Origin of the sequence: Streptomyces sp. NPDC059443 (assembly GCF_042750105.1) — a bacterium.
In the GTDB taxonomy this organism is placed as follows: Bacteria; Actinomycetota; Actinomycetes; order Streptomycetales; family Streptomycetaceae; genus Streptomyces.
In genome coordinates this window covers 11585-29072 of sequence record NZ_JBHYVM010000054.1, presented here as the reverse complement: position 1 = coordinate 29072, position 17488 = coordinate 11585, and the positions used below count along the sequence as shown (strand labels likewise).

Genomic DNA, 17488 nt, shown 5'->3' with positions numbered 1-17488 from the left:
ACGGCTCCCATGGCGAGAACCGCGCTGACCCGGGCCGAGGTGCTGGACACGGCCGCCTCGCTCGTCAAACAGCACGGCCCGGCCGCCCTCACCATGCGCAAGCTCGCCGCCGAGCTGGGCACGGCCGTGACCTCGATCTACTGGCACGTCGGCAACCGCGAGTCCCTGCTCGACGCCCTCGTGGAGCGGACCGTGCAGGACATGGGCGCGATCCGGCCCGCCGGCCGCAACCCCGCCGAGCGGATCCTCTCGGTGGCCCGGATCCTCCGTCGCGAACTGCGGACACGCCCGCACCTGATCGCGATGGTCCACGAACGCGGCCTCACCGAGCGGATGTTCCTGCCCGCGCAGCAGGCCCTGGTGCACGAGGTGCACGCGGCCGGACTGCGCGGCTCACGGGCCGCCGACGCGGTGCGCGCGATCCAGTTCCAGATCATCGGCTTCGTCCTGGTCGAGCGAAATCGCGAACGCTCCCCCGCCCAGTCCCCCGCCGAAAGCGAGCTGTGGGACCCGGCCGACGCCCCGCACGACCCGCCCCTGGCCCGCGCCCTGGCCCGCCCGGTGGACCCGGAACGGCTGTTCCAACTGTCCGTGCGGTCACTGGTACGAGCCCTGCTGACGCCGTCCGCTCCACCGCGATAAATCACTTTGCGGCCATCCGCGCCCGTGGTTGTATCTGCTGCGCGGGGGCGGCTCCGCGACGTGCTTCCTTCTCAACCTCCTACGAAAACCCGTAGCGCGTCCCCTCTCCGCCCCGCCTCGTCCCTCTCCCCGGTTCCGGAGGAATCCCCCTTTTGCCCGAGCTGTCGACCGTCCTGTTGCGCCGTCTGCACACCGTCTACGTCGACCAGGCCGGGCCGCGCCCGGGCGATGCGTCGACGGCCGAGGGCCTGATGGCCCTGGAGGCCGAGCTGCTCGACCGGGGCTTCGCCCTGACGAGCTCCCTGCGTTCGGCGCTCGCATGGCTCGGACCCACCGGACTCGCCGCCGCGGGCGGGCAGTTGATCGGGGACATCGACATCCTGCTGGGGGCCGACCGCACCCACATGCCGCTGTTCCGCACCTTCCCCGCCTCCGTGCCCGACGACACGTACGCCCTGTGGGTCGACCGCGTCTTCACCCTGCTGCTCCAGTGGCCGGACCAGCCCTGTGTGCTGTGCGCGACCCTCGGCGGCGTCCACCCCGTTTCGCCGTGCGCCCACCTGGTCTGCCGCGGCTGCTGGGACGGATCCGACTACGCCGGCTGCCCCATCTGCCACGGGCGGATCGACCCCGCGGACCCCTTCATGCGGCCGGCCCCGCGGCCGGCCGGCGATGTGCCCGCGGGCGGCGGTCCGCTGCGGCTGCTGAACTTCGCCGCCGACCGAGCGGCCGACACGGTCACCGCCCTCGGCAAGCTCCTCGCCCGCCGCACCCCGCTCTCACCTCAGGACACCGAGGAAGCCCGTGTGCTCCTCGCCCACGCACCGGCCGACCTCGGCTGGATCCCGGAATCGATCCCCGTGCGGGAGACCAAGGCGCTGGTGCTGGGCACCCTGCTGCGCGAGCGCCGCACGCGGGAGACCGTACGGGCCCTGCTGCCCGAGCGGCTCACCACCGCCACCGATGTACTGCGGCTGCTCGCCGTGTGGTCGGGCGGGGAGGCGAACCTGCTGGCGCCACCGCGCATGCGGTCCCTGCCGCGCCCGCTGCGGCGCGAGCTGCTCGCCGTCCTGGACTCCCTCGATCCGGCACTGCTCGTCGAGGACGTACTGCGCCACGCGGACCCGTGGAAGCGCGCGGCCGAGATCCTGCACCCCTTCGAGCGGTACGCGCGCCACCCTCGCGCCGCCCTCGCCTTCGCCGTACTGCGCGGGACCGACACCACCGGCACCGAGCTCGGCGCCGCCCTGCTCTCGACGGCCGCCGCCCACCCGCACGCGGTGCGGGTCGACGGCTCGCGCCTGCGCCCGGCCACGTGGACCGGGCGCGCCGAGGAGGCCCTGCGCGGCGGGGACCCCGACCGGGCCCTGACCGTACTCGCCGAGCGGCCGGGGGAACTCGTACGCCGGCTCGACCACCTGCTGCGGCTGTACGCGGCCGACACCCTGCCCGCACGGGTGGCCGGGGTGCTGGCCGAACGGCTGCCGAAGGCGGGCCCCGGACCGCTGCTGTCCGCGCTCGGGCGGCTGCGGATCCGCCATCTGCCCGCCGCCCGGCGGGTGTTCTTCCCGCGCGGCCAGGTCGCGCACTCCTACGCCCGGGACGAGGACCGGGCCCCGCTCGCCGAGGCGGTGACCCGCTCGGTGTGCGAGCTCTTCGAGCGCGAGGTGCTGAGCCGGCTGGCCGCGGCCGAACCGTACGACGTGGCCGTCCTCGACTCCCGGCTCGCGCACCTCCACGTGCCCTCCGCCGAACGGGCCGCCGCCAAGGCGCTGGTCACCGTACCCAAGGGCAGTTTCCAGGCGCTGCCCGAAGGCGAGGTGCTGCGGATGTTCCTGCACTGGATGGAGCCGCCGAGGCAGCGGGTGGACCTCGACCTGTCGGTGGTCCTGTTCGACGCCGACTGGAACTACGCGGGCGTCTGCGACTACACGAACCTGGTGTACGGCGAGCGGGCCGTCGTCCACTCCGGCGACCTCACCTCCGCGCCCGCGCCGAACGGGGCGAGCGAGTACGTGGACCTCGACCTGGACCGGCTCGCCGGCACCGGCGTCCGCTTCGCCATGCCCGTGGTCTTCGCCTTCAACAACATCCCGTTCGAGCTGCTCCCCGACGCCTTCGCCGGGTTCATGGCCCTGCCCGGCCGCTCCGGGCGCACCTCGCGCTACGACCCGAGGACCGTGCGCCAGCGCTACGACCTGGTCGGGAACTCCCGGATCCACGTGCCGCTGCTCGTCGACCTGGAGAGGCGCGGTTTCCTGTGGACCGACGTGCACCTGCCGGACGACGAGGGCTACCACAGTGTGTGGGCGCACCAGGAGGACCTGGCCCGCATCGGGCGGGACCTGTTCCAGTACTTCGCCACCGGCCGCACCACCCTGTGGGAGCTGGCGGCCTGGCACGCCGCCGCGCGCTGCCCGGAGGTGGCCGTGCTGCGGCGCACCCCGCGGTCGGGCGACCCCGACGAGCTGTGGACCTACCGGCGGGGCGCGGACGAGGACACGGCGGCCTTCGCGGCCCGGCTGGTCGCGCTGCGCGACCCGGACGGTGTGAGGTGCGCGACGGATGTCGAGGCCCTGGCCGGCGCCGCCGCCTCGGGGAGGTCCGCGTTCCTCGCGCTGGTACAGGGCGATGTCGCGCCGACCGGGGCACGCGGGTCGGTGTACCGGCTGCTGCCGGGGCCGGTTGACGGCTGCGGGCTCGAACAGCTCGCGGCGGGCGACCTCGTCGCGGCTCTGGGCTGAGCACCGGGAAGGCGGGCCGGTGATGCGCGAGGGAGGCATCGCGGACACGGGTGTCGGTGCGGGCCGATATCCTCTGTGACCATGCTCGCCGACCGTACGACCGCAGAGACGATGTGGCCGACCGCCTACCCACAGGGGTACGCGGTCGTCGACGTGGAGACCACCGGGCTCGCTCGCGACGACCGGATAATCTCCGCCGCCGTCTACCGGCTCGACGCTCAGGGCAATGTCGAGGACCACTGGTACACGCTGGTCAACCCGTTGAGGGACCCCGGACCGGTGTGGATCCACGGCCTGACCAGCGACATGCTCCAGGACGCCCCGCTGTTCAAGGACATCGCCGAGGAGTTCGCCCGCCGGCTCGCCGACCGGGTGCTGGTCGCGCACAACGCGATCTTCGACTGGCAGATGATCGCCCGCGAGTACGCGCGGGCCGCCGCGACCGCTCCGGTCCGTCAGCGGCTGTGCACCATCGCCCTGTCCAAGGAGCTGAACCTCCCGCTGCCCAACCACAAGCTGGAGTCGCTCGCCGCGCACTTCGGCGTGGTCCAGCAGCGCGCCCACCACGCGCTCGACGACGCCCGCGTCCTCGCGGAGGCCTTCCGGCCGTCCCTGCACGCGGCCGCGCGGGACAACGTACGGCTGCCCCTGCTGGAATGCCGTCCGCTGACGGAGTGGTCGGACTCCCCCGCCGCCCCGCGCGTCGGCTACCAGGCCTCCTACGGGGCCGGCGGCGGGAACACGGGCTCCGGCTGGCGGGCCTCGCGCAAGCGGCCGCCGTGCCCGTACCCCAACCCGGGGCGCTACGCGGACGGCGCGCCGCTCAAGCAGGGCATGCGGATCGCCTTCTCCGGGGACACCTCGGTGGACCGGGAGCTGCTGGAGGACCGCGCGGTCGAAGCGGGGCTGCACATCGCGACGAGCGTGTCGCGGCTCACCAGCCTGCTCGTGACGAACGACCCGGACTCGGCGACCTCCAAGACGGTCAAGGCGAAGTCCTTCGGAACGCCGGTCGTCGACGAGGCGGCCTTCACACAGCTCCTGCGGGACGTGGCTGCGGCAGACGGGTGACCGTCGGGCGACTCGCCCGGCTTCCGCTTTCCCGTCCGGCCGGTCCGGTCCCACCCTGTGGCGCATGGCACGTTGCGAAGTCTGCGGAAACGATTACGGCATGTCCTTCGAAGTCCACGCACAGGGTGCTGTGCACGTCTTCGACTGCTTCTCCTGCGCCATTCACCGCATGGCGCCCATCTGTGAGCACTGCCGGGTCCAGATCATCGGGCAGGGCGTCGAGGTCGAGGGGCAGTGGTTCTGCGGAGGGCACTGCGCCCGCGCGGAGGGGAAGGTGGGCATCACCGACCGCGTCTGACCCCCGATCCGCACCCGCTCCCTCCCCTTCACGACCCCGGACGGCCACCCGGCCTCCGGGGTCCTCGTCGCTGGGGGTACCGTCGTGGGCGTGTACCGCTTTGTGCTGACCCGGCAGTGGGTGTGCCTCACCCTCATCGGCCTCGTCCTCATCCCCACGATGATCAAGCTGGGGTTCTGGCAGTTCCACCGCCATGAGCACCGGGTCGCGCAGAACGAGCTGATCGCGAAGAACCTGACCGACGAGCCGGTTCCGATGGGCGAGGTCACCTCCCCCGGCCATACCGTCCCGCGCGCCGACTTCTGGCGGGCCGTGACCGCCACCGGCACGTACGACTCCGCGCACGAGGTCGTCGTACGGATGCGCACCTCGAACGACGGCAAGGTCGGCTTCCAGGTCGTGACCCCGCTGGTGCAGGACGACGGCAGGGTGGTCCTCGTCAACCGCGGCTGGGTGCCGGGCGGCGACGATCCGCGCGCCTACCCGCCGGTCCCCGCCGCGCCCGCGGGCGCGGTGACGGTGACCGGCCGGCTGAAGGCCGACGAGACCAGCGGCGGCAGCGGGATCAAGGACCGCAAGGGCCTCCCGGACCGCCAGGTGATGCTGATCAACAGCGCGCAGCAGGCCGAGTACCTCGGCAAGCCCGTCCTCGGCGGATACCTGGAACTCACCGCCCCCGTCCCGGCGGACGGCAGGCCCGAGGTGGTCGCCGAGCCCGATCACGACTCGATCGGGCCGCACATGGCCTACGCCGTGCAGTGGTGGCTCTTCACCCTCGGCGTGCCGGCGGGCTGGATCATCCTCGTACGGCGCGAGAAGCGCGACCGCGAGGAGGCCGCGGCGAAGGCGGCCGCGGAGCAGGACCAGGAGCCGGCCGCGTCACCGACGGCGTAGCGTATCGGGCATGGATCTTGGACTGAAGGACCGTGTCTACGTGGTCACCGGCGCCACCAGGGGCCTCGGCTACGCCTCCGCCCGCGAACTGACCGCCGACGGCGCGAAGGTGGTGCTGACCGGCCGCGACGCACGGCGCGCCGAGGCCGCCGCGGCGGCACTGGGCCCGAACGCGGTCGGGGTGGCCGCCGACAACTCCGACCCGGACGCCGCCGCCCGGCTCGTCGCCACCGCCCGGGAGCGCTTCGGCCGTTTCGACGGCATCCTCATCAGCGTGGGCGGCCCGGCGCCGGGTTCGGCGGCCGACAACACCGACGCGCAGTGGACGGCGGCCTTCGAGTCGGTCTTCCTCGGTGCGGTCCGCCTCGCGCGGGCGGCGGCCGCGGAGCTGGGCGAGGGCGGGGTCATCGGCTTCGTCCTGTCGGGATCGGTCCACGAGCCGATCCCCGGCCTCACCATCTCCAACGGCCTGCGTCCGGGCCTGGCCGGCTTCGCGAAGTCCCTCTCGGTGGAACTGGGTCCGCGCGGCATCCGCGTGGTCGGCCTGCTCCCCGCCCGCATCGACACCGACCGGGTCCGCGAGCTCGACGCCCTGTCCGGGGACGCGGCCGCCGCGCGCAGCGGCAACGAGTCCCGGATCCCGCTGCGGCGCTACGGCGCCCCGGAGGAGTTCGGCCGCTCGGCGGCGTTCCTGCTGTCCCCGGCGGCCTCGTACCTGACCGGCATCATGCTCCCGGTGGACGGCGGCTCCCGGCACGGCTTCTGACGCCGGTCACGGCATCAGGCCACCCGCCGGGCCCGTCTGGGGGTGACGCGGAGCCGGGCGTCGGCCGAGAGTCCGGACAGCCCGGCCGAGGTGCGGGCCCGGGTCAGGACCGGGCCCGCCAGCGCGGCCAGCGCGTCGGCCGGCACCGCGTGCGGCTCCAGTTCCAGCCGGACCCGCAGGGCCGGGGCCCCGCGCCGCCCCCGCAGGACGACCCGGCAGTCGGCCACCCCGTCCACCGCGGCGCGGACATCGGCCGCGACGGCCTCCTCCAGCGCCCGCCCGCGCAGCACCGCGAACGCCCCGTCCCCGGTGTCCACGAGCAGCGTCGCCGGGCGGGCCCGCCGCAGCTGGGAGAGGAGCCACCACAGCGCCAGCAGCACGCACACGGCGAGTCCGGCGAGCACCGCCCACCAGGGCGGCAGCCCGCGGTGCGGCCCCCGGGCCAGCAGCGGCTCCTCGCGGCCCCCGAGCGGCCGGGACCCGGTCAGCACCACCACCCCCGCCGCCAGCAGGGTCAGGCCGAACAGCGCGAGCAGCGCCCGGTTCACCGCGCCGAGGGTCACCGCCGGTTCACCCGTACCCTCGGCCGCACCTCGTGGGCCAGGCCCAGTTCCCCGATCCCGACGGCCAGCACCGCGTCCAGGTCGGCCCGTACGTCGTCCAGTTCGCGGAAGTGCGACACCGCCCGGACCCCCACGTGGGTCCGGCCCACGCCGACCCGTACCGACCGCACCCCGGACACCTCCATCGCCCGGTCCCGCAGCACCTGCGCGGCGGCCTTGCGCTCCAGACCGGCCCGGACCTCCGGGTCCCCGGACCGCATCGGCAGGATCCCGCGGAGCCCCGGCAGGACGGCGGACAGCAGCAGCGCGGCCCCGGCCGCGGCGAGGACCGCGCCGCCGATCAGGACGCCCGGGTCCGCCGGGGTGTGCCGCTCCAGCTGGTGGACGAGCTCCCGGCGCCAGCGCATCCCGGGCCGGTGGGCCCGTACGGCGGCCAGGTCGTAGAGGAACAGCCCCGCCACCCCCAGCACGGTGGCGGCCAGGGCGGCGGCCGGGATCCGGCGGGACGAACGGAAGCGGGCGCTCACCGCACCCTCCGGTCGCTCCCGGCGGCGGGCAGGGCCCGGGTGGGGCGCAGGTGCTCGATGCCGATGTCCACCTCGGGTACGGACATCTGCGTGTACTCCTCGACGCGCAGGGCGACCTGGCGGCGTACGGCCGCGCACTGGGCGGCGAGGTCGGAGGGGTAGGCCAGGTCCAGGGTCACGCGGACCCGGGCGATGTCGTGGTGCACGGTGACGGCGGCGTGCGGCGGGGATCCGTCCGGCGCGGGGCGCGTGAGCGCCTCCCGCGCGGCCTGGGCGGCGATCTTCGCCACGACCCGGTCGGCGATACGGGTGGCCCCCCGATCGGCGGCGGCCACCCGGGGCGGGGCGGGCCGCGGAGGCGTGGACTTCGCAGGCGTGCTCATCGGTCCCCGCCACGGTCTCGGCGGCCACGTTCGCGCGGCCGGAAGAGGTCGCCGGGGTCCAGGTCCCCGTCGAGGAACCGGCCGACGACGAAGCCGATGGCGCCCAGCGCCGCCACCAGCAGGAAGGCCCCGAAGCCACCGAAGTACCCGGCGAACCCCAGTGCCATGCCGGCCATCAGGCCGACGACCGCCATGCTCATGCGGGCTCCTCTACTGCAGTCGGGACTCCGGCTCCTCGTCGTCCTCGTCGGGCAGCTTGACGTCGCTGACCGCGATGTTCACCTCGACGACTTCCAGGCCCGTCATCCGCTCCACCGCCGAGACGACGTTCTCACGGACGGCACGGGCCACGTCCCGGATGGACACGCCGTAGTCCACGACGATCTCCAGATCGAGTGCGGTCTGCACCTCGCCGACCTCGGCCTTCACGCCCCGGCTGACGGCGGACTTGGAGCCGCCGGGGACGCGGTCGCGGACCGCGCCGAAGGTACGGGAGAGGCCCGTGCCGCTGCCCATGGCGTGGACCCCGGCCACCTCGCGGGCGGCCAGCCCGGCGATCTTCTCGACCACCCCGTCGGCGATGGTCGTCCGGCCCCGGTCGGCGGGCGGCTTGGCGGCGCTGCCGCCCTGGGCGGATTCGGTCATGGCGGATCCCTTCGCGGTGGGCTCCCGACCACGTTAAGACGGGAGCCCACCGACCGCCCTCCGGGCGCCACGACGGCCGATCGCCCGGGGGGGGGTGGGCTCTACACCCCCCCCCCCCGCGGGGGCGGGGGCTGCCGTCTTTCGTGAGCGGGATCAGCCGCGGCCGAGGAGCTTCCACGCGGCGGGCAGCAGCCCCATCGCCAGCGCGGCCTTGAGCGCGTCGCCGATCAGGAACGGGGTCAGGCCGGCCGCGACGGCCGCGCCGAAGGACATCCCGGTGGACAGCGCGAGGTAGGGCACGCCGACCGCGTAGATGACGGCGGAGCCCAGCACCATCGTGCCCGCGGTGCGCAGGACCGAGCGGTCGGAGCCGCGCCGCGCGAGGGCGCCGACGACGGTGGCGGCGAGCAGCATGCCGAGCACGTAGCCGAAGGAGGCCCCGCCCGCGCCGGAGGTGCCGCCCGCGAACCACGGCACGCCGGCCATGCCCACGAGGGCGTACAGGGCCAGCGAGAGGAAGCCGCGGCGGGCGCCGAAGGCGGTGCCGACGAGGAGGGCAGCGAAGGTCTGGCCGGTGACGGGGACCGGGGAGCCGGGGACGGGCACGGCGATCTGCGCGGCCAGCCCGGTGAGCGCGGCTCCGCCGGCGACGAGCGCGATGTCGCGGACGCGGCTCGCGGGCAGCAGATCGGCGAGGACGGCGCCGGGCCGGAAGGAGACGGAAGCAGTGCTCATGACGGGGGCTCCGCGGGGGTCGTGGTGAGAAGGACGATCACCGACGTTAGTCCCGGGACCGGCGCCGCCCCAGGGTCGCCCGGGACAAACCCGCGCTCCCCGCTTTGGTGGGGAGTGCACAAAGACCCTGCTCGACGCCCGAGTTGAAGTGATCCGTATCACGACCCACTAGCGACCAGACGTCCGTTTTGCGCGGATGGGCGCTCTGCGGGGAGACTGTGGGGTCCCTCCAATCCTCGCGGCCCCCACCGCCACCAGGCCACAGAGAGTACGAGCACCCCTCATGCGCGACCGCCTGCCCGACCCGCCTTCCTCCGTGGACGATCCCGTGGACGATCTGCCACCGGAGCCCCTGAGCCACAGCCTCAAGCAGCGCCACCTGACCATGCTGGGCCTCGGCGGCGTGATCGGCGCCGGGCTGTTCGTCGGCTCCGGCGCGGGCATCACCATCGCCGGTCCCGCGATCATCTGCTCGTACCTGCTCGCGGGCGTCCTCGCGATGCTGGTGATGCGGGCGCTCGGCGAGATGTCGGCGGCGATGCCCGCCTCCGGCTCGTTCTCGGTGTACGCGGAGAAGGCGCTCGGCCGCTGGGCCGGTTTCTCGGCGGGCTGGCTGTACTGGTTCCTGCTGGTCGTGGTGCTGGCGGTGGAGGCGACCGGCGCGGCGAAGATCGCGAACGGCTGGCTACCCTCGGTGGACCAGTGGGTCTGGGTGCTCCTGTTCATGGTGGTCTTCACCGTCAGCAACCTGGCCGCCGTGCGGAACTTCGGCGAGTTCGAGTTCTGGTTCGCCGCCCTCAAGGTCGGCGCGATCGTGCTGTTCCTGATCCTGGGCACCCTCGCGGTCTTCGGCATGCTCCCGGACACTGCCCCGGTCGGCATGGCCAACCTGACCGGCCAGGGCGGGTTCTTCCCGAACGGCGCGAGCGGGGTGGTGGCCGGCATGCTGGCCGTCGTCTTCGCCTTCGGCGGCCTGGAGGTCGTCACCATCGCGGCGGCCGAGTCGGACGACCCGGCCAAGTCCGTGTCCCGCGCGGTGCGCAGCGCCGTGTGGCGCATCCTCTTCTTCTACGTCGGCTCGATGCTGGTCATCGTGACCCTGCTGCCGTGGGACTCGCTGAAGCCGGGCGAGAGCCCGTACGTGGCGGTCCTGGACTCCATCGGCATCCCGCACGCCGGTCAGATCATGGACATCGTGATCTTCGTGGCGCTGCTGTCCGCGCTCAACGCCAACCTGTACGGGTCCTCGCGCATGGTGTTCTCCCTGGCGGAGCGGGGCGAGGCGCCCAAGGCCCTGCTGAAGGTCTCCCCCGGCGGGGTGCCCCGCAGGGCGGTCTTCGCCTCGGTGGCCTTCGGGTTCGTCTCGGTGGTGCTGAACCTGCTGTGGCCGGACACGATCTTCCTCTACATGCTCAACGCGGTGGGCGCGGTGCTGCTCTTCGTGTGGACGCTGATCGCGGTCTCGCAGCTGAGGCTGCGGGGGAAGATCCAGCGGGACATGCCGGAGCGACTGACGCTGCCGATGTGGTTCTTCCCGTACGCGACGTGGGCGGCGCTGGTCGGGATGGCCGCGGTGCTGGTCCTGATGCTGTTCGACGATTCGGCGCGGCCGCAGCTGCTGTGGTCCTCGGGGGCGGCGGCCGTGGTGCTGCTGGTGGCGTGGATCCGGGAGATCCGGGCCGAGCGGCCCTGACTCCGGCCGCTTTCGCGGGACGGATGTCCGGATCTTGGACACCGAATGTCCGATAACCGGACAGTGGGCAGACTGGGACACCTCATCCCGTCCACCCGCACACCGGACAGGCACCACTTCCATGAGCCAGAGCACCCTGACCCCGCCCGACACCGGATCCGCCGGACCCACCGGACCCACTGAATCCGGCGGATCCTCGCCGCTCGGCAACGGGCTCAAGCAGCGCCACCTCTCGATGATCGCCCTCGGCGGCGTGATCGGCGCCGGCCTCTTCGTGGGCTCCGGCGCCGGCATCGCGGCCGCCGGCCCCTCGATCGTGCTCGCGTACGCCGCGTCCGGCCTGCTCGTGATGTTCGTGATGCGGATGCTCGGCGAGATGTCCGCGGCCAACCCCGCCTCCGGCTCCTTCTCGGTCCACGCCGACCGGGCCATCGGCCCGTGGGCCGGATTCACCGCCGGGTGGATGTTCTGGACGCTGCTGTGCGTGGGCGTGGCCGTCGAGGCCATCGGCGCGGCGCACATCATGACGAACTGGCTGCCGGGCACCCCCTCGTGGATGTGGGTGCTGATCTTCATGGCGATGTTCTGCAGCTCCAACCTGGCCGCCGTCTCGAACTTCGGCGAGTTCGAGTTCTGGTTCGCCGCCCTCAAGATCGGTGCGATCGCGCTCTTCCTGGGCCTCGGCGTCCTGGCCGTCCTGGGCGTACTGCCCGGCACCGGCTCCCCCGGCTCCGCCAACCTGCTCCACGACGGAGGCTTCCTGCCCAACGGCGTGGACGGACTGATGGTCGGCCTGCTCGCCTCCGTCGTCGCGTACGGCGGACTGGAGACGGTGACCATCGCGGCCGCCGAGTCCGACGACCCGGTCAAGGGCGTCGCCAGGGCCGTGAAGAGCACCATGTGGCGGATCGCGATCGTCTACGTCGGCTCGATGCTGGTCATCGTCACGCTGCTGCCGTGGAACGACCCGTCCGTGACCGCCGAAGGCCCGTACGCGGCCACCCTGAACCACCTCGGCATCCCGCACGCCGGCCAGGTCATGAACGTGGTCATCCTGATCGCCCTGCTGTCCGCGATGAACGCCAACATCTACGGCTCCTCGCGCATGGCCCACTCCCTCGTCTCCCGGGGCCAGGGCCCCAAGGCGCTGGGCAAGGTCACCGGCCGGGTGCCGCGCCGCGCGGTGCTCGCCTCCTCCGGCTTCGGCTTCGTCACCGTGCTGCTGTCGTACTGGTACCCGGACACCCTGTTCGCCTGGCTGCTGAACATGGTCGGCGGCGTCATCCTCGTCGTCTGGGGCTTCATCGCCGTCTCGCAGTTCGTGCTGCGGCGCAGGCTGGAGCGCGAGGCCCCCGAGAAGCTGGTCGTGAAGATGTGGGGCTTCCCGTACCTGACGTGGGTCGCGCTGGCCGGGGTCGTCGCCGTCCTGGTCCTGATGGCCATGGACGACGACACCCGGATCCAGCTGATCTTCACCGGCGGCCTGACGGCCGCACTGGCGGCCACCGGCTACGCCGTGCAGCGCCGGGCGGCGGCCGCCAGGGCCTGACCCGCACGGAACCCCGAGGCGCGCCCCGTGCGACGGCATGGGGCGCGCCTTCGTCTTGCGCAGGCACCCCTTACACGTGAGGTGGAATAGATACTGCTAGCGTGCAGTTGCGCATTGATTGCAATAAGCAGTTGGCACGCCGAGGGGACCGGATCACACGCATGGCCATCTACACGCTTCCTGAACTTCCGTACGACTACGCGGCTCTTGAGCCGGTGATCAACCCGGAGATCATCGAGCTGCACCACGACAAGCACCACGCGGCCTACGTCGCGGGCGCCAACAACACGCTGGAGCAGCTGGCGGAGGCGCGCGACAAGGAGAACTGGGGCGCGCTGAACGGCCTGGAGAAGAACCTCGCGTTCCACCTCTCCGGCCACATCCTCCACAGCATCTACTGGCACAACATGGCCAGCCCGAAGACCGGCGAGGGCGGCGGCGAGCCGACCGCGGCAGACGGCCTCGGCGAACTGGCCGACGCGATCACCGAGTCCTTCGGCTCCTTCGCGAAGTTCAAGAAGCAGCTGACCTTCGCGTCCTCCGCGACGCAGGGCTCCGGCTGGGGCGTGCTCGCGTATGAGCCCGTCAGCGGGCGCCTGGTCGTCGAGCAGGTCTACGACCACCAGGGCAACATCGGTGTCGCCAGCACTCCGGTCCTGGTCTTCGACGCCTGGGAGCACGCCTTCTACCTTCAGTACAAGAACCAGAAGGTGGACTTCATCGAGGCCATGTGGAACGTCGTCAACTGGCAGGACGTGGCCAAGCGCTACACCGACGCCAAGGCGAACACCCCGCTGCTGATCCCCGCCAAGGGCTGATCGCACCCCCGAAAGCCCGCCCGACTCGTGATCGTCTTCTCAACCTTCACTCGCGGGCGTGTCCACCAGAAGGCCCTCGCGAGGACGTGACTCGCGGGGGCCTTCTGCGCTGTCCACCAGGCCGTCCACCTCGCCGACCGCCGTGAACTCCCGGGCCAGCCCCGTCTCGTGCAGCCGCGCGAACGGGGTGAAGGGGATGCCGAACTCCGATTCCCCGCGGTCGAAGTTCCAGCTCTTGTGCACCTGGAACCGGTAGTCGCTCACCACGGACCCGTCCTCGTGGACCCGTACCGTGCCGCTGATCCGGTACTGGGCCCCGCGCAGCGCCAGCCACCAGTCCGCACTGCCGCCCGCGCCGGCCCGCCGGCCGATCAGCACCCCGCGCCAGCCGCTGTCCGCCGCGTACGCGCCCGGCTCGCCCAGCGCCCCGGCGGCCGCCCGCCACTCGGCGAGCCGGTCGTCCACCTCGGCCCGTACGACGGGCACCGCGAGCAGCGCCCGCGCGTCGACCCGGTACGGGCGGCCCGTGCCCCGGAGGTAGTGGCGCAGGGCACCGGCGGCGTGCCGGACCCCGAGCGCCGTCCACAGCGGGGGCACCGCGACGCAAGCTGCCCGCAGCACCCGATCTCGGGGGCGTGCGGGCAGGCTGCCGTGCGCGGCGTTGTCGTTCGGTATCGCGGGCTCCGCCCGACCGCCACCGCGGCCGAGCGGTTCCTCCTGTGCCGGGCTGGTCCCCATAAGGGGACGTTAAGGGAGGAACCGGACCTCTGCTAGTCGAAGATGGGGCCCTGGGTGCGGGTGCGCTTGATCTCGTAGAAGCCGGGGGTGGAGGCGACGAGCAGGGTGCCGTCCCAGAGGCGGGCGGCGGCGTCGCCGCGCGGGGCCGGGGTGACGACCGGGCCGAAGAAGGCCACGTCCTCGCCGTCGGCGCCGGGCACCGAGATGACCGGGGTGCCGACCTCCTGGCCGACCCGCTCGATGCCGTCGTTGTGGGAGTCGCGCAGGACCTCGTCGTACTCGTCGGAGTCGGCGTAGTGGATCAGCTCGGCGGGCAGGCCCACCTCGTCCAGGGCCGCCGCGATCGCCTCGCGGGTCGGGCCCTGGGCCTCGTTGTGGAAACGGGTGCCGAGCGCCGTGTAGAGCTTGCCGGTGATCTCGTCGCCGAACTTCTGCTGGGCGGCGACGACCACGCGCACGGGGGCCCAGCCCTTGGGGCCGAGCAGCTCGCGGTAGCGCTCGGGCAGTTCGTCGAGCTTGTTCTCGTTCAGGACGGCGAGGCTCATCACGTGCCAGCGGACCTCGACGTCGCGGACCTTCTCGACCTCCAGCATCCAGCGGGAGGTCATCCAGGCCCAGGGGCAGAGCGGGTCGAACCAGAAGTCGACAGGGGTCTTCTCTCGCACCTGGGTGTCAGCCATGTCTCTCCTCATATCGGAACGTTCCTCCCTGCCCAACCGCCCCGACCGCACGCCCATTCCCCGTGGGAGGATTCGGTCAGGTATCGCGATCACGCACGAAGGAGTGCACGTGCCCGGAGAGAATCTGTCCCGTGACGAGGCCCGCGAGCGGGCCGAGCTGCTGTCCGTCGACGGGTACGAGGTGGTCCTCGATCTGAGGTCCGCGGTGGACGAGGCCGAACCGGCCGACGGGCCCCGGACGTTCCGCTCGGTGACCACCGTCCGCTTCCGCGCCGCCACCCCGGGAGCCGCCACCTTCGCGGACCTGATCGCACCCTCGGTCAACGCCGTGACCCTCAACGGGCGCGAGCTGGACCCGGCCGAGGTCTTCGACGGGGCCCGGATCGCCCTGGACCAGCTGGCCTCCGAGAACGTCCTGACCGTGGACGCGAACTGCGCGTTCAGCCGTACCGGCGAGGGCATGCACCGCTTCGTCGACCCGGAGGACGGCGAGGTCTACCTCTACACCCAGTACGAGCCGGCCGACGCCCGGCGGGTGTACGCGAACTTCGAGCAGCCCGACCTGAAGGCCCCGTACCGCTTCGAGGTGACCGCGCCCGAGGGCTGGCAGGTCTGGAGCAACGGCGCCGAGGAGTCCCGCGAGGGGCAGACCCGGCGCTTCGCCGAGACCGCGCCGATCTCCACGTACATCACCTGCGTGGTGGCGGGCCCGTACCACTACGTGACGGACACCTACACGCGCGGGGACCTGACGATCCCGCTCGGTGCGATGTGCCGCAAGGGGCTGGCCAAGCACTTCGACGCGGACGACGTGTTCCTCGTCACGAAGCAGGGCTTCGACCTCTTCCACGAGATCTTCGACTACCCGTACCCCTTCGGGAAGTACGACCAGGCGTTCGTGCCGGAGTACAACCTGGGCGCGATGGAGAACCCGGGGATGGTGACCTTCCGCGAGGAGTACATCTTCCGCGGGAAGGTCACGCAGGCCTCGTACGAGCGGCGCGCGAACGTCATCCTGCACGAGATGGCGCACATGTGGTTCGGCGACCTGGTCACCATGAAGTGGTGGGACGACCTGTGGCTGAAGGAGTCCTTCGCGGACTTCATGGGCTCCTTCGGGCTGGTCGAGGCCACCCGCTTCGACCAGGCCTGGGTCACCTTCGCCAACAGCCGCAAGGCGTGGGCCTACCGGGCCGACCAGCTGCCGTCCACGCACCCGATCACGGCCGACATCCGTGACCTGGAGGCCGCCAAGCTGAACTTCGACGGCATCACCTACGCCAAGGGCGCGGCGGTGCTCAAGCAGCTCGTGGCCTACGTGGGCCGGGACGCCTTCCTCGAAGGCGCGCGGCGCTACTTCAAGGCCAACGCGTACGGGAACACCACGCTCGACGACCTGCTGTCGGTGCTCGCGGAGGTCTCCGGCCGGGACATGGCCGAATGGTCGCGGGCCTGGCTGCAGACGGCCGGCGTGAACGCGCTGACCCCGGTGGTGACCTGCGACGCGGGCGGCCGGGTGACCGAGCTGGCGGTGCTCCAGGACGGCGCCGAGCTGCGCCCCCACCGGGTCGCGGTGGGCCTGTACCGGCTGGAGGCGGACGGCGGCCTGGTCCGCTACGCGCGGGCCGAGGCGGACGTGGCCGGCGCCCGGACGGTGGTGTCCGAACTGGCGGGCCAGGAGCGGCCCGCGCTGGTCCTCGTCAACGACGACGACCTCACCTACTGCAAGATCCGCTTCGACGCGGACTCGCTGGCCACGCTCCGCTCCCACCTGGGCTCGGTGGCGGACCCGCTGACCCGCGCGCTGTGCTGGTCGGCGCTGTGGAACCTGACCCGTGACGCGCTGATGCCGGCCCGCGACTTCGTCTCGCTCGTAGTGGCCCACGCGGGCCGGGAGACCGACGTCGGCGTGCTCCAGATGCTGCACTCCCAGGCGCTGACGGCGGTCACCCGCTACGCGGCTCCCGAGTGGCGGGAGCAGGGCGGCCGGGTGCTGGCCGCGTGCGCGCTGCAGGAGCTGCGGTTCGCGGAGCCCGGGTCGGAGCACCAGCTGACGTGGGCCCGGTTCTTCGCGGCGGGCGCGGCGACCGAGGGCGACTTCCAGCTGCTGCTGGGTCTGCTGGAGGGCTCGGCGCGGATCGACGGGCTGGAGGTGGACCAGGAGCTGCGCTGGGACTTCCTGCTGCCGCTGGCCGAGCACGGGGCGGTGGACGAGAGCGTCCTGACCGCCGAACTGGCCCGGGACGACACGGCTTCGGGCAAGCGGCACCAGGTGCGCTGCCTGGCCGCGCGGCCTTCGGCGGCGGTCAAGGACCAGGCGTGGGCGGCCGTCGTGGAGTCGGACGCGCTGTCGAACGCGCTGGTCGAGGCGACGATCGCGGGGATGCAGCAGCCTTCGCAGCGGTCGTTGCTCGCGCCGTACACGGAGCGCTACTTCGCCGCCATCGCGGGGATCTGGTCCGACCGTTCGATCCAGATCGCCATGGACGTGGTGAGGGGGCTGTACCCGTCCCTCCAGGACTCCCGGGAGACCCTGGACGCCACTGACGCGTGGCTGTCGGCGCACGAGTCGGCCCCGCCGGCGCTACGCCGTCTGGTCCTGGAGTCCCGCGACGACCTGGCCCGTGCGCTGCGCGGCCAGGCCTGCGACGCAGCGGCGGGCTAGCCCTGCGGGGCGTCCTCAAACGCCGGACGGGCTGGAAAATCCAGCCCCGCCGGCGTTTGAGGCGCGGGGTCTGGGGC

At 72.6% G+C, this 17488-nt stretch carries 18 protein-coding genes; 10 read left to right on the top strand and 8 right to left on the bottom strand.

Translation table 11 applies throughout. From position 1 onward, the window contains the following. Positions 1-9 precede the first annotated feature (9 nt). The 6 genes from ACFXDJ_RS34350 (at position 10) to ACFXDJ_RS34325 (ending at position 6415) form a co-directional block, all read left to right on the top strand. Complete coding sequence (locus ACFXDJ_RS34350; protein WP_384656584.1) at positions 10-642, top strand: TetR/AcrR family transcriptional regulator; 633 nt, start codon at positions 10-12, stop codon at positions 640-642. Between the two features lie 152 nt (positions 643-794). Then, the gene (locus ACFXDJ_RS34345) at positions 795-3386 is read left to right on the top strand and encodes an MXAN_6230/SCO0854 family RING domain-containing protein (protein ID WP_384656587.1); all 2592 of its coding nucleotides are present in this window, start codon (positions 795-797) and stop codon (positions 3384-3386) included. An 81-nt stretch (positions 3387-3467) separates the two neighbouring features. Continuing rightward, on the top strand, positions 3468-4457 hold the full coding sequence (locus ACFXDJ_RS34340) for a DEDDh family exonuclease (RefSeq protein ID WP_384656590.1): 990 nt from the start codon (positions 3468-3470) through the stop codon (positions 4455-4457). Positions 4458-4521: 64 nt separating this feature from the next. Continuing rightward, positions 4522-4755 carry a hypothetical protein gene (locus ACFXDJ_RS34335; RefSeq protein WP_112453882.1) on the top strand — a complete coding sequence of 78 codons (234 nt, stop codon included), beginning with the start codon at positions 4522-4524 and terminating at the stop codon, positions 4753-4755. Positions 4756-4845: 90 nt separating this feature from the next. Further along, entirely contained in the window at positions 4846-5649 is an 804-nt protein-coding gene (locus tag ACFXDJ_RS34330; protein ID WP_384656593.1) for an SURF1 family protein, read from the top strand. A 10-nt stretch (positions 5650-5659) separates the two neighbouring features. Then, positions 5660-6415 (top strand): SDR family oxidoreductase, encoded by a 756-nt coding sequence (locus ACFXDJ_RS34325; RefSeq protein ID WP_384656596.1) that lies wholly within the window; start codon positions 5660-5662, stop codon positions 6413-6415. A 14-nt stretch (positions 6416-6429) separates the two neighbouring features. Here ACFXDJ_RS34325 and ACFXDJ_RS34320 read toward each other — a convergent pair whose 3' ends face one another. The 6 genes from ACFXDJ_RS34320 to ACFXDJ_RS34295 all read right to left on the bottom strand — a co-directional run bounded on the left by ACFXDJ_RS34320 (position 6430) and on the right by ACFXDJ_RS34295 (position 9268). Then, positions 6430-6978, bottom strand: a complete 549-nt coding sequence (locus ACFXDJ_RS34320; RefSeq protein WP_384656598.1) for an alkaline shock response membrane anchor protein AmaP — start codon at positions 6976-6978, stop codon at positions 6430-6432. After that, the gene (locus ACFXDJ_RS34315; RefSeq protein ID WP_384656601.1) at positions 6975-7505 is read right to left on the bottom strand and encodes a DUF6286 domain-containing protein; all 531 of its coding nucleotides are present in this window, start codon (positions 7503-7505) and stop codon (positions 6975-6977) included. Before ACFXDJ_RS34315 ends, ACFXDJ_RS34320 begins: the two co-directional genes overlap by 4 nt. Next, complete coding sequence (locus tag ACFXDJ_RS34310) at positions 7502-7888, bottom strand: hypothetical protein (protein WP_384656604.1); 387 nt, start codon at positions 7886-7888, stop codon at positions 7502-7504. Before ACFXDJ_RS34310 ends, ACFXDJ_RS34315 begins: the two co-directional genes overlap by 4 nt. Then, positions 7885-8088, bottom strand: coding sequence for a hypothetical protein (locus ACFXDJ_RS34305; RefSeq protein ID WP_384656607.1), 204 nt, complete (start codon positions 8086-8088; stop codon positions 7885-7887). Before ACFXDJ_RS34305 ends, ACFXDJ_RS34310 begins: the two co-directional genes overlap by 4 nt. A gap of 10 nt (positions 8089-8098) precedes the next feature. Then, a complete protein-coding gene (locus ACFXDJ_RS34300) occupies positions 8099-8533 on the bottom strand; it encodes an Asp23/Gls24 family envelope stress response protein (RefSeq protein WP_384656610.1) in 435 nt (144 codons plus the stop codon). A 153-nt stretch (positions 8534-8686) separates the two neighbouring features. Next, entirely contained in the window at positions 8687-9268 is a 582-nt protein-coding gene (locus tag ACFXDJ_RS34295) for a biotin transporter BioY (RefSeq protein WP_384662100.1), read from the bottom strand. A 283-nt stretch (positions 9269-9551) separates the two neighbouring features. On the opposite strand from ACFXDJ_RS34295, the gene ACFXDJ_RS34290 reads away from it, so the two are divergent. The 3 genes from ACFXDJ_RS34290 to ACFXDJ_RS34280 all read left to right on the top strand — a co-directional run bounded on the left by ACFXDJ_RS34290 (position 9552) and on the right by ACFXDJ_RS34280 (position 13328). Then, positions 9552-10961 carry an amino acid permease gene (locus tag ACFXDJ_RS34290; protein WP_384662102.1) on the top strand — a complete coding sequence of 470 codons (1410 nt, stop codon included), beginning with the start codon at positions 9552-9554 and terminating at the stop codon, positions 10959-10961. Between the two features lie 121 nt (positions 10962-11082). Then, complete coding sequence (locus tag ACFXDJ_RS34285; protein ID WP_384662105.1) at positions 11083-12510, top strand: amino acid permease; 1428 nt, start codon at positions 11083-11085, stop codon at positions 12508-12510. 161 nt (positions 12511-12671) lie between these two features. After that, positions 12672-13328, top strand: a complete 657-nt coding sequence (locus ACFXDJ_RS34280; protein ID WP_384662108.1) for a superoxide dismutase — start codon at positions 12672-12674, stop codon at positions 13326-13328. A 39-nt stretch (positions 13329-13367) separates the two neighbouring features. Here ACFXDJ_RS34280 and ACFXDJ_RS34275 read toward each other — a convergent pair whose 3' ends face one another. Both ACFXDJ_RS34275 and ACFXDJ_RS34270 read right to left on the bottom strand, forming a co-directional pair. Then, entirely contained in the window at positions 13368-14066 is a 699-nt protein-coding gene (locus tag ACFXDJ_RS34275; RefSeq protein WP_384662111.1) for a hypothetical protein, read from the bottom strand. Positions 14067-14098: 32 nt separating this feature from the next. Beyond that, positions 14099-14746: a DsbA family protein gene (locus ACFXDJ_RS34270; RefSeq protein WP_384662113.1), complete on the bottom strand. Its 648-nt coding sequence runs from the start codon at positions 14744-14746 to the stop codon at positions 14099-14101. A gap of 109 nt (positions 14747-14855) precedes the next feature. Between ACFXDJ_RS34270 and pepN the strand changes: the two genes are divergently transcribed. Continuing rightward, on the top strand, positions 14856-17411 hold the full coding sequence (gene pepN / locus ACFXDJ_RS34265; RefSeq protein ID WP_384662116.1) for an aminopeptidase N: 2556 nt from the start codon (positions 14856-14858) through the stop codon (positions 17409-17411). Positions 17412-17488: the final 77 nt, after the last annotated feature.

Bases quoted from the DNA above. Each gene is read 5' to 3' on its own strand.
- ACFXDJ_RS34350 (WP_384656584.1), top strand. From the start codon at position 10: ATGGCGAGAACCGCGCTGACCCGGGCCGAGGTGCTGGACACGGCCGCC.
- ACFXDJ_RS34340 (WP_384656590.1), top strand. From the start codon at position 3,468: ATGCTCGCCGACCGTACGACCGCAGAGACGATGTGGCCGACCGCCTAC.
- ACFXDJ_RS34335 (WP_112453882.1), top strand. From the start codon at position 4,522: ATGGCACGTTGCGAAGTCTGCGGAAACGATTACGGCATGTCCTTCGAA.
- ACFXDJ_RS34325 (WP_384656596.1), top strand. From the start codon at position 5,660: ATGGATCTTGGACTGAAGGACCGTGTCTACGTGGTCACCGGCGCCACC.
- ACFXDJ_RS34310 (WP_384656604.1), bottom strand. From the start codon at position 7,888: ATGAGCACGCCTGCGAAGTCCACGCCTCCGCGGCCCGCCCCGCCCCGG.
- ACFXDJ_RS34305 (WP_384656607.1), bottom strand. From the start codon at position 8,088: ATGAGCATGGCGGTCGTCGGCCTGATGGCCGGCATGGCACTGGGGTTC.
- ACFXDJ_RS34300 (WP_384656610.1), bottom strand. From the start codon at position 8,533: ATGACCGAATCCGCCCAGGGCGGCAGCGCCGCCAAGCCGCCCGCCGAC.
- ACFXDJ_RS34295 (WP_384662100.1), bottom strand. From the start codon at position 9,268: ATGAGCACTGCTTCCGTCTCCTTCCGGCCCGGCGCCGTCCTCGCCGAT.
- ACFXDJ_RS34290 (WP_384662102.1), top strand. From the start codon at position 9,552: ATGCGCGACCGCCTGCCCGACCCGCCTTCCTCCGTGGACGATCCCGTG.
- ACFXDJ_RS34285 (WP_384662105.1), top strand. From the start codon at position 11,083: ATGAGCCAGAGCACCCTGACCCCGCCCGACACCGGATCCGCCGGACCC.
- ACFXDJ_RS34280 (WP_384662108.1), top strand. From the start codon at position 12,672: ATGGCCATCTACACGCTTCCTGAACTTCCGTACGACTACGCGGCTCTT.
- ACFXDJ_RS34275 (WP_384662111.1), bottom strand. From the start codon at position 14,066: ATGGGGACCAGCCCGGCACAGGAGGAACCGCTCGGCCGCGGTGGCGGT.
- ACFXDJ_RS34270 (WP_384662113.1), bottom strand. From the start codon at position 14,746: ATGGCTGACACCCAGGTGCGAGAGAAGACCCCTGTCGACTTCTGGTTC.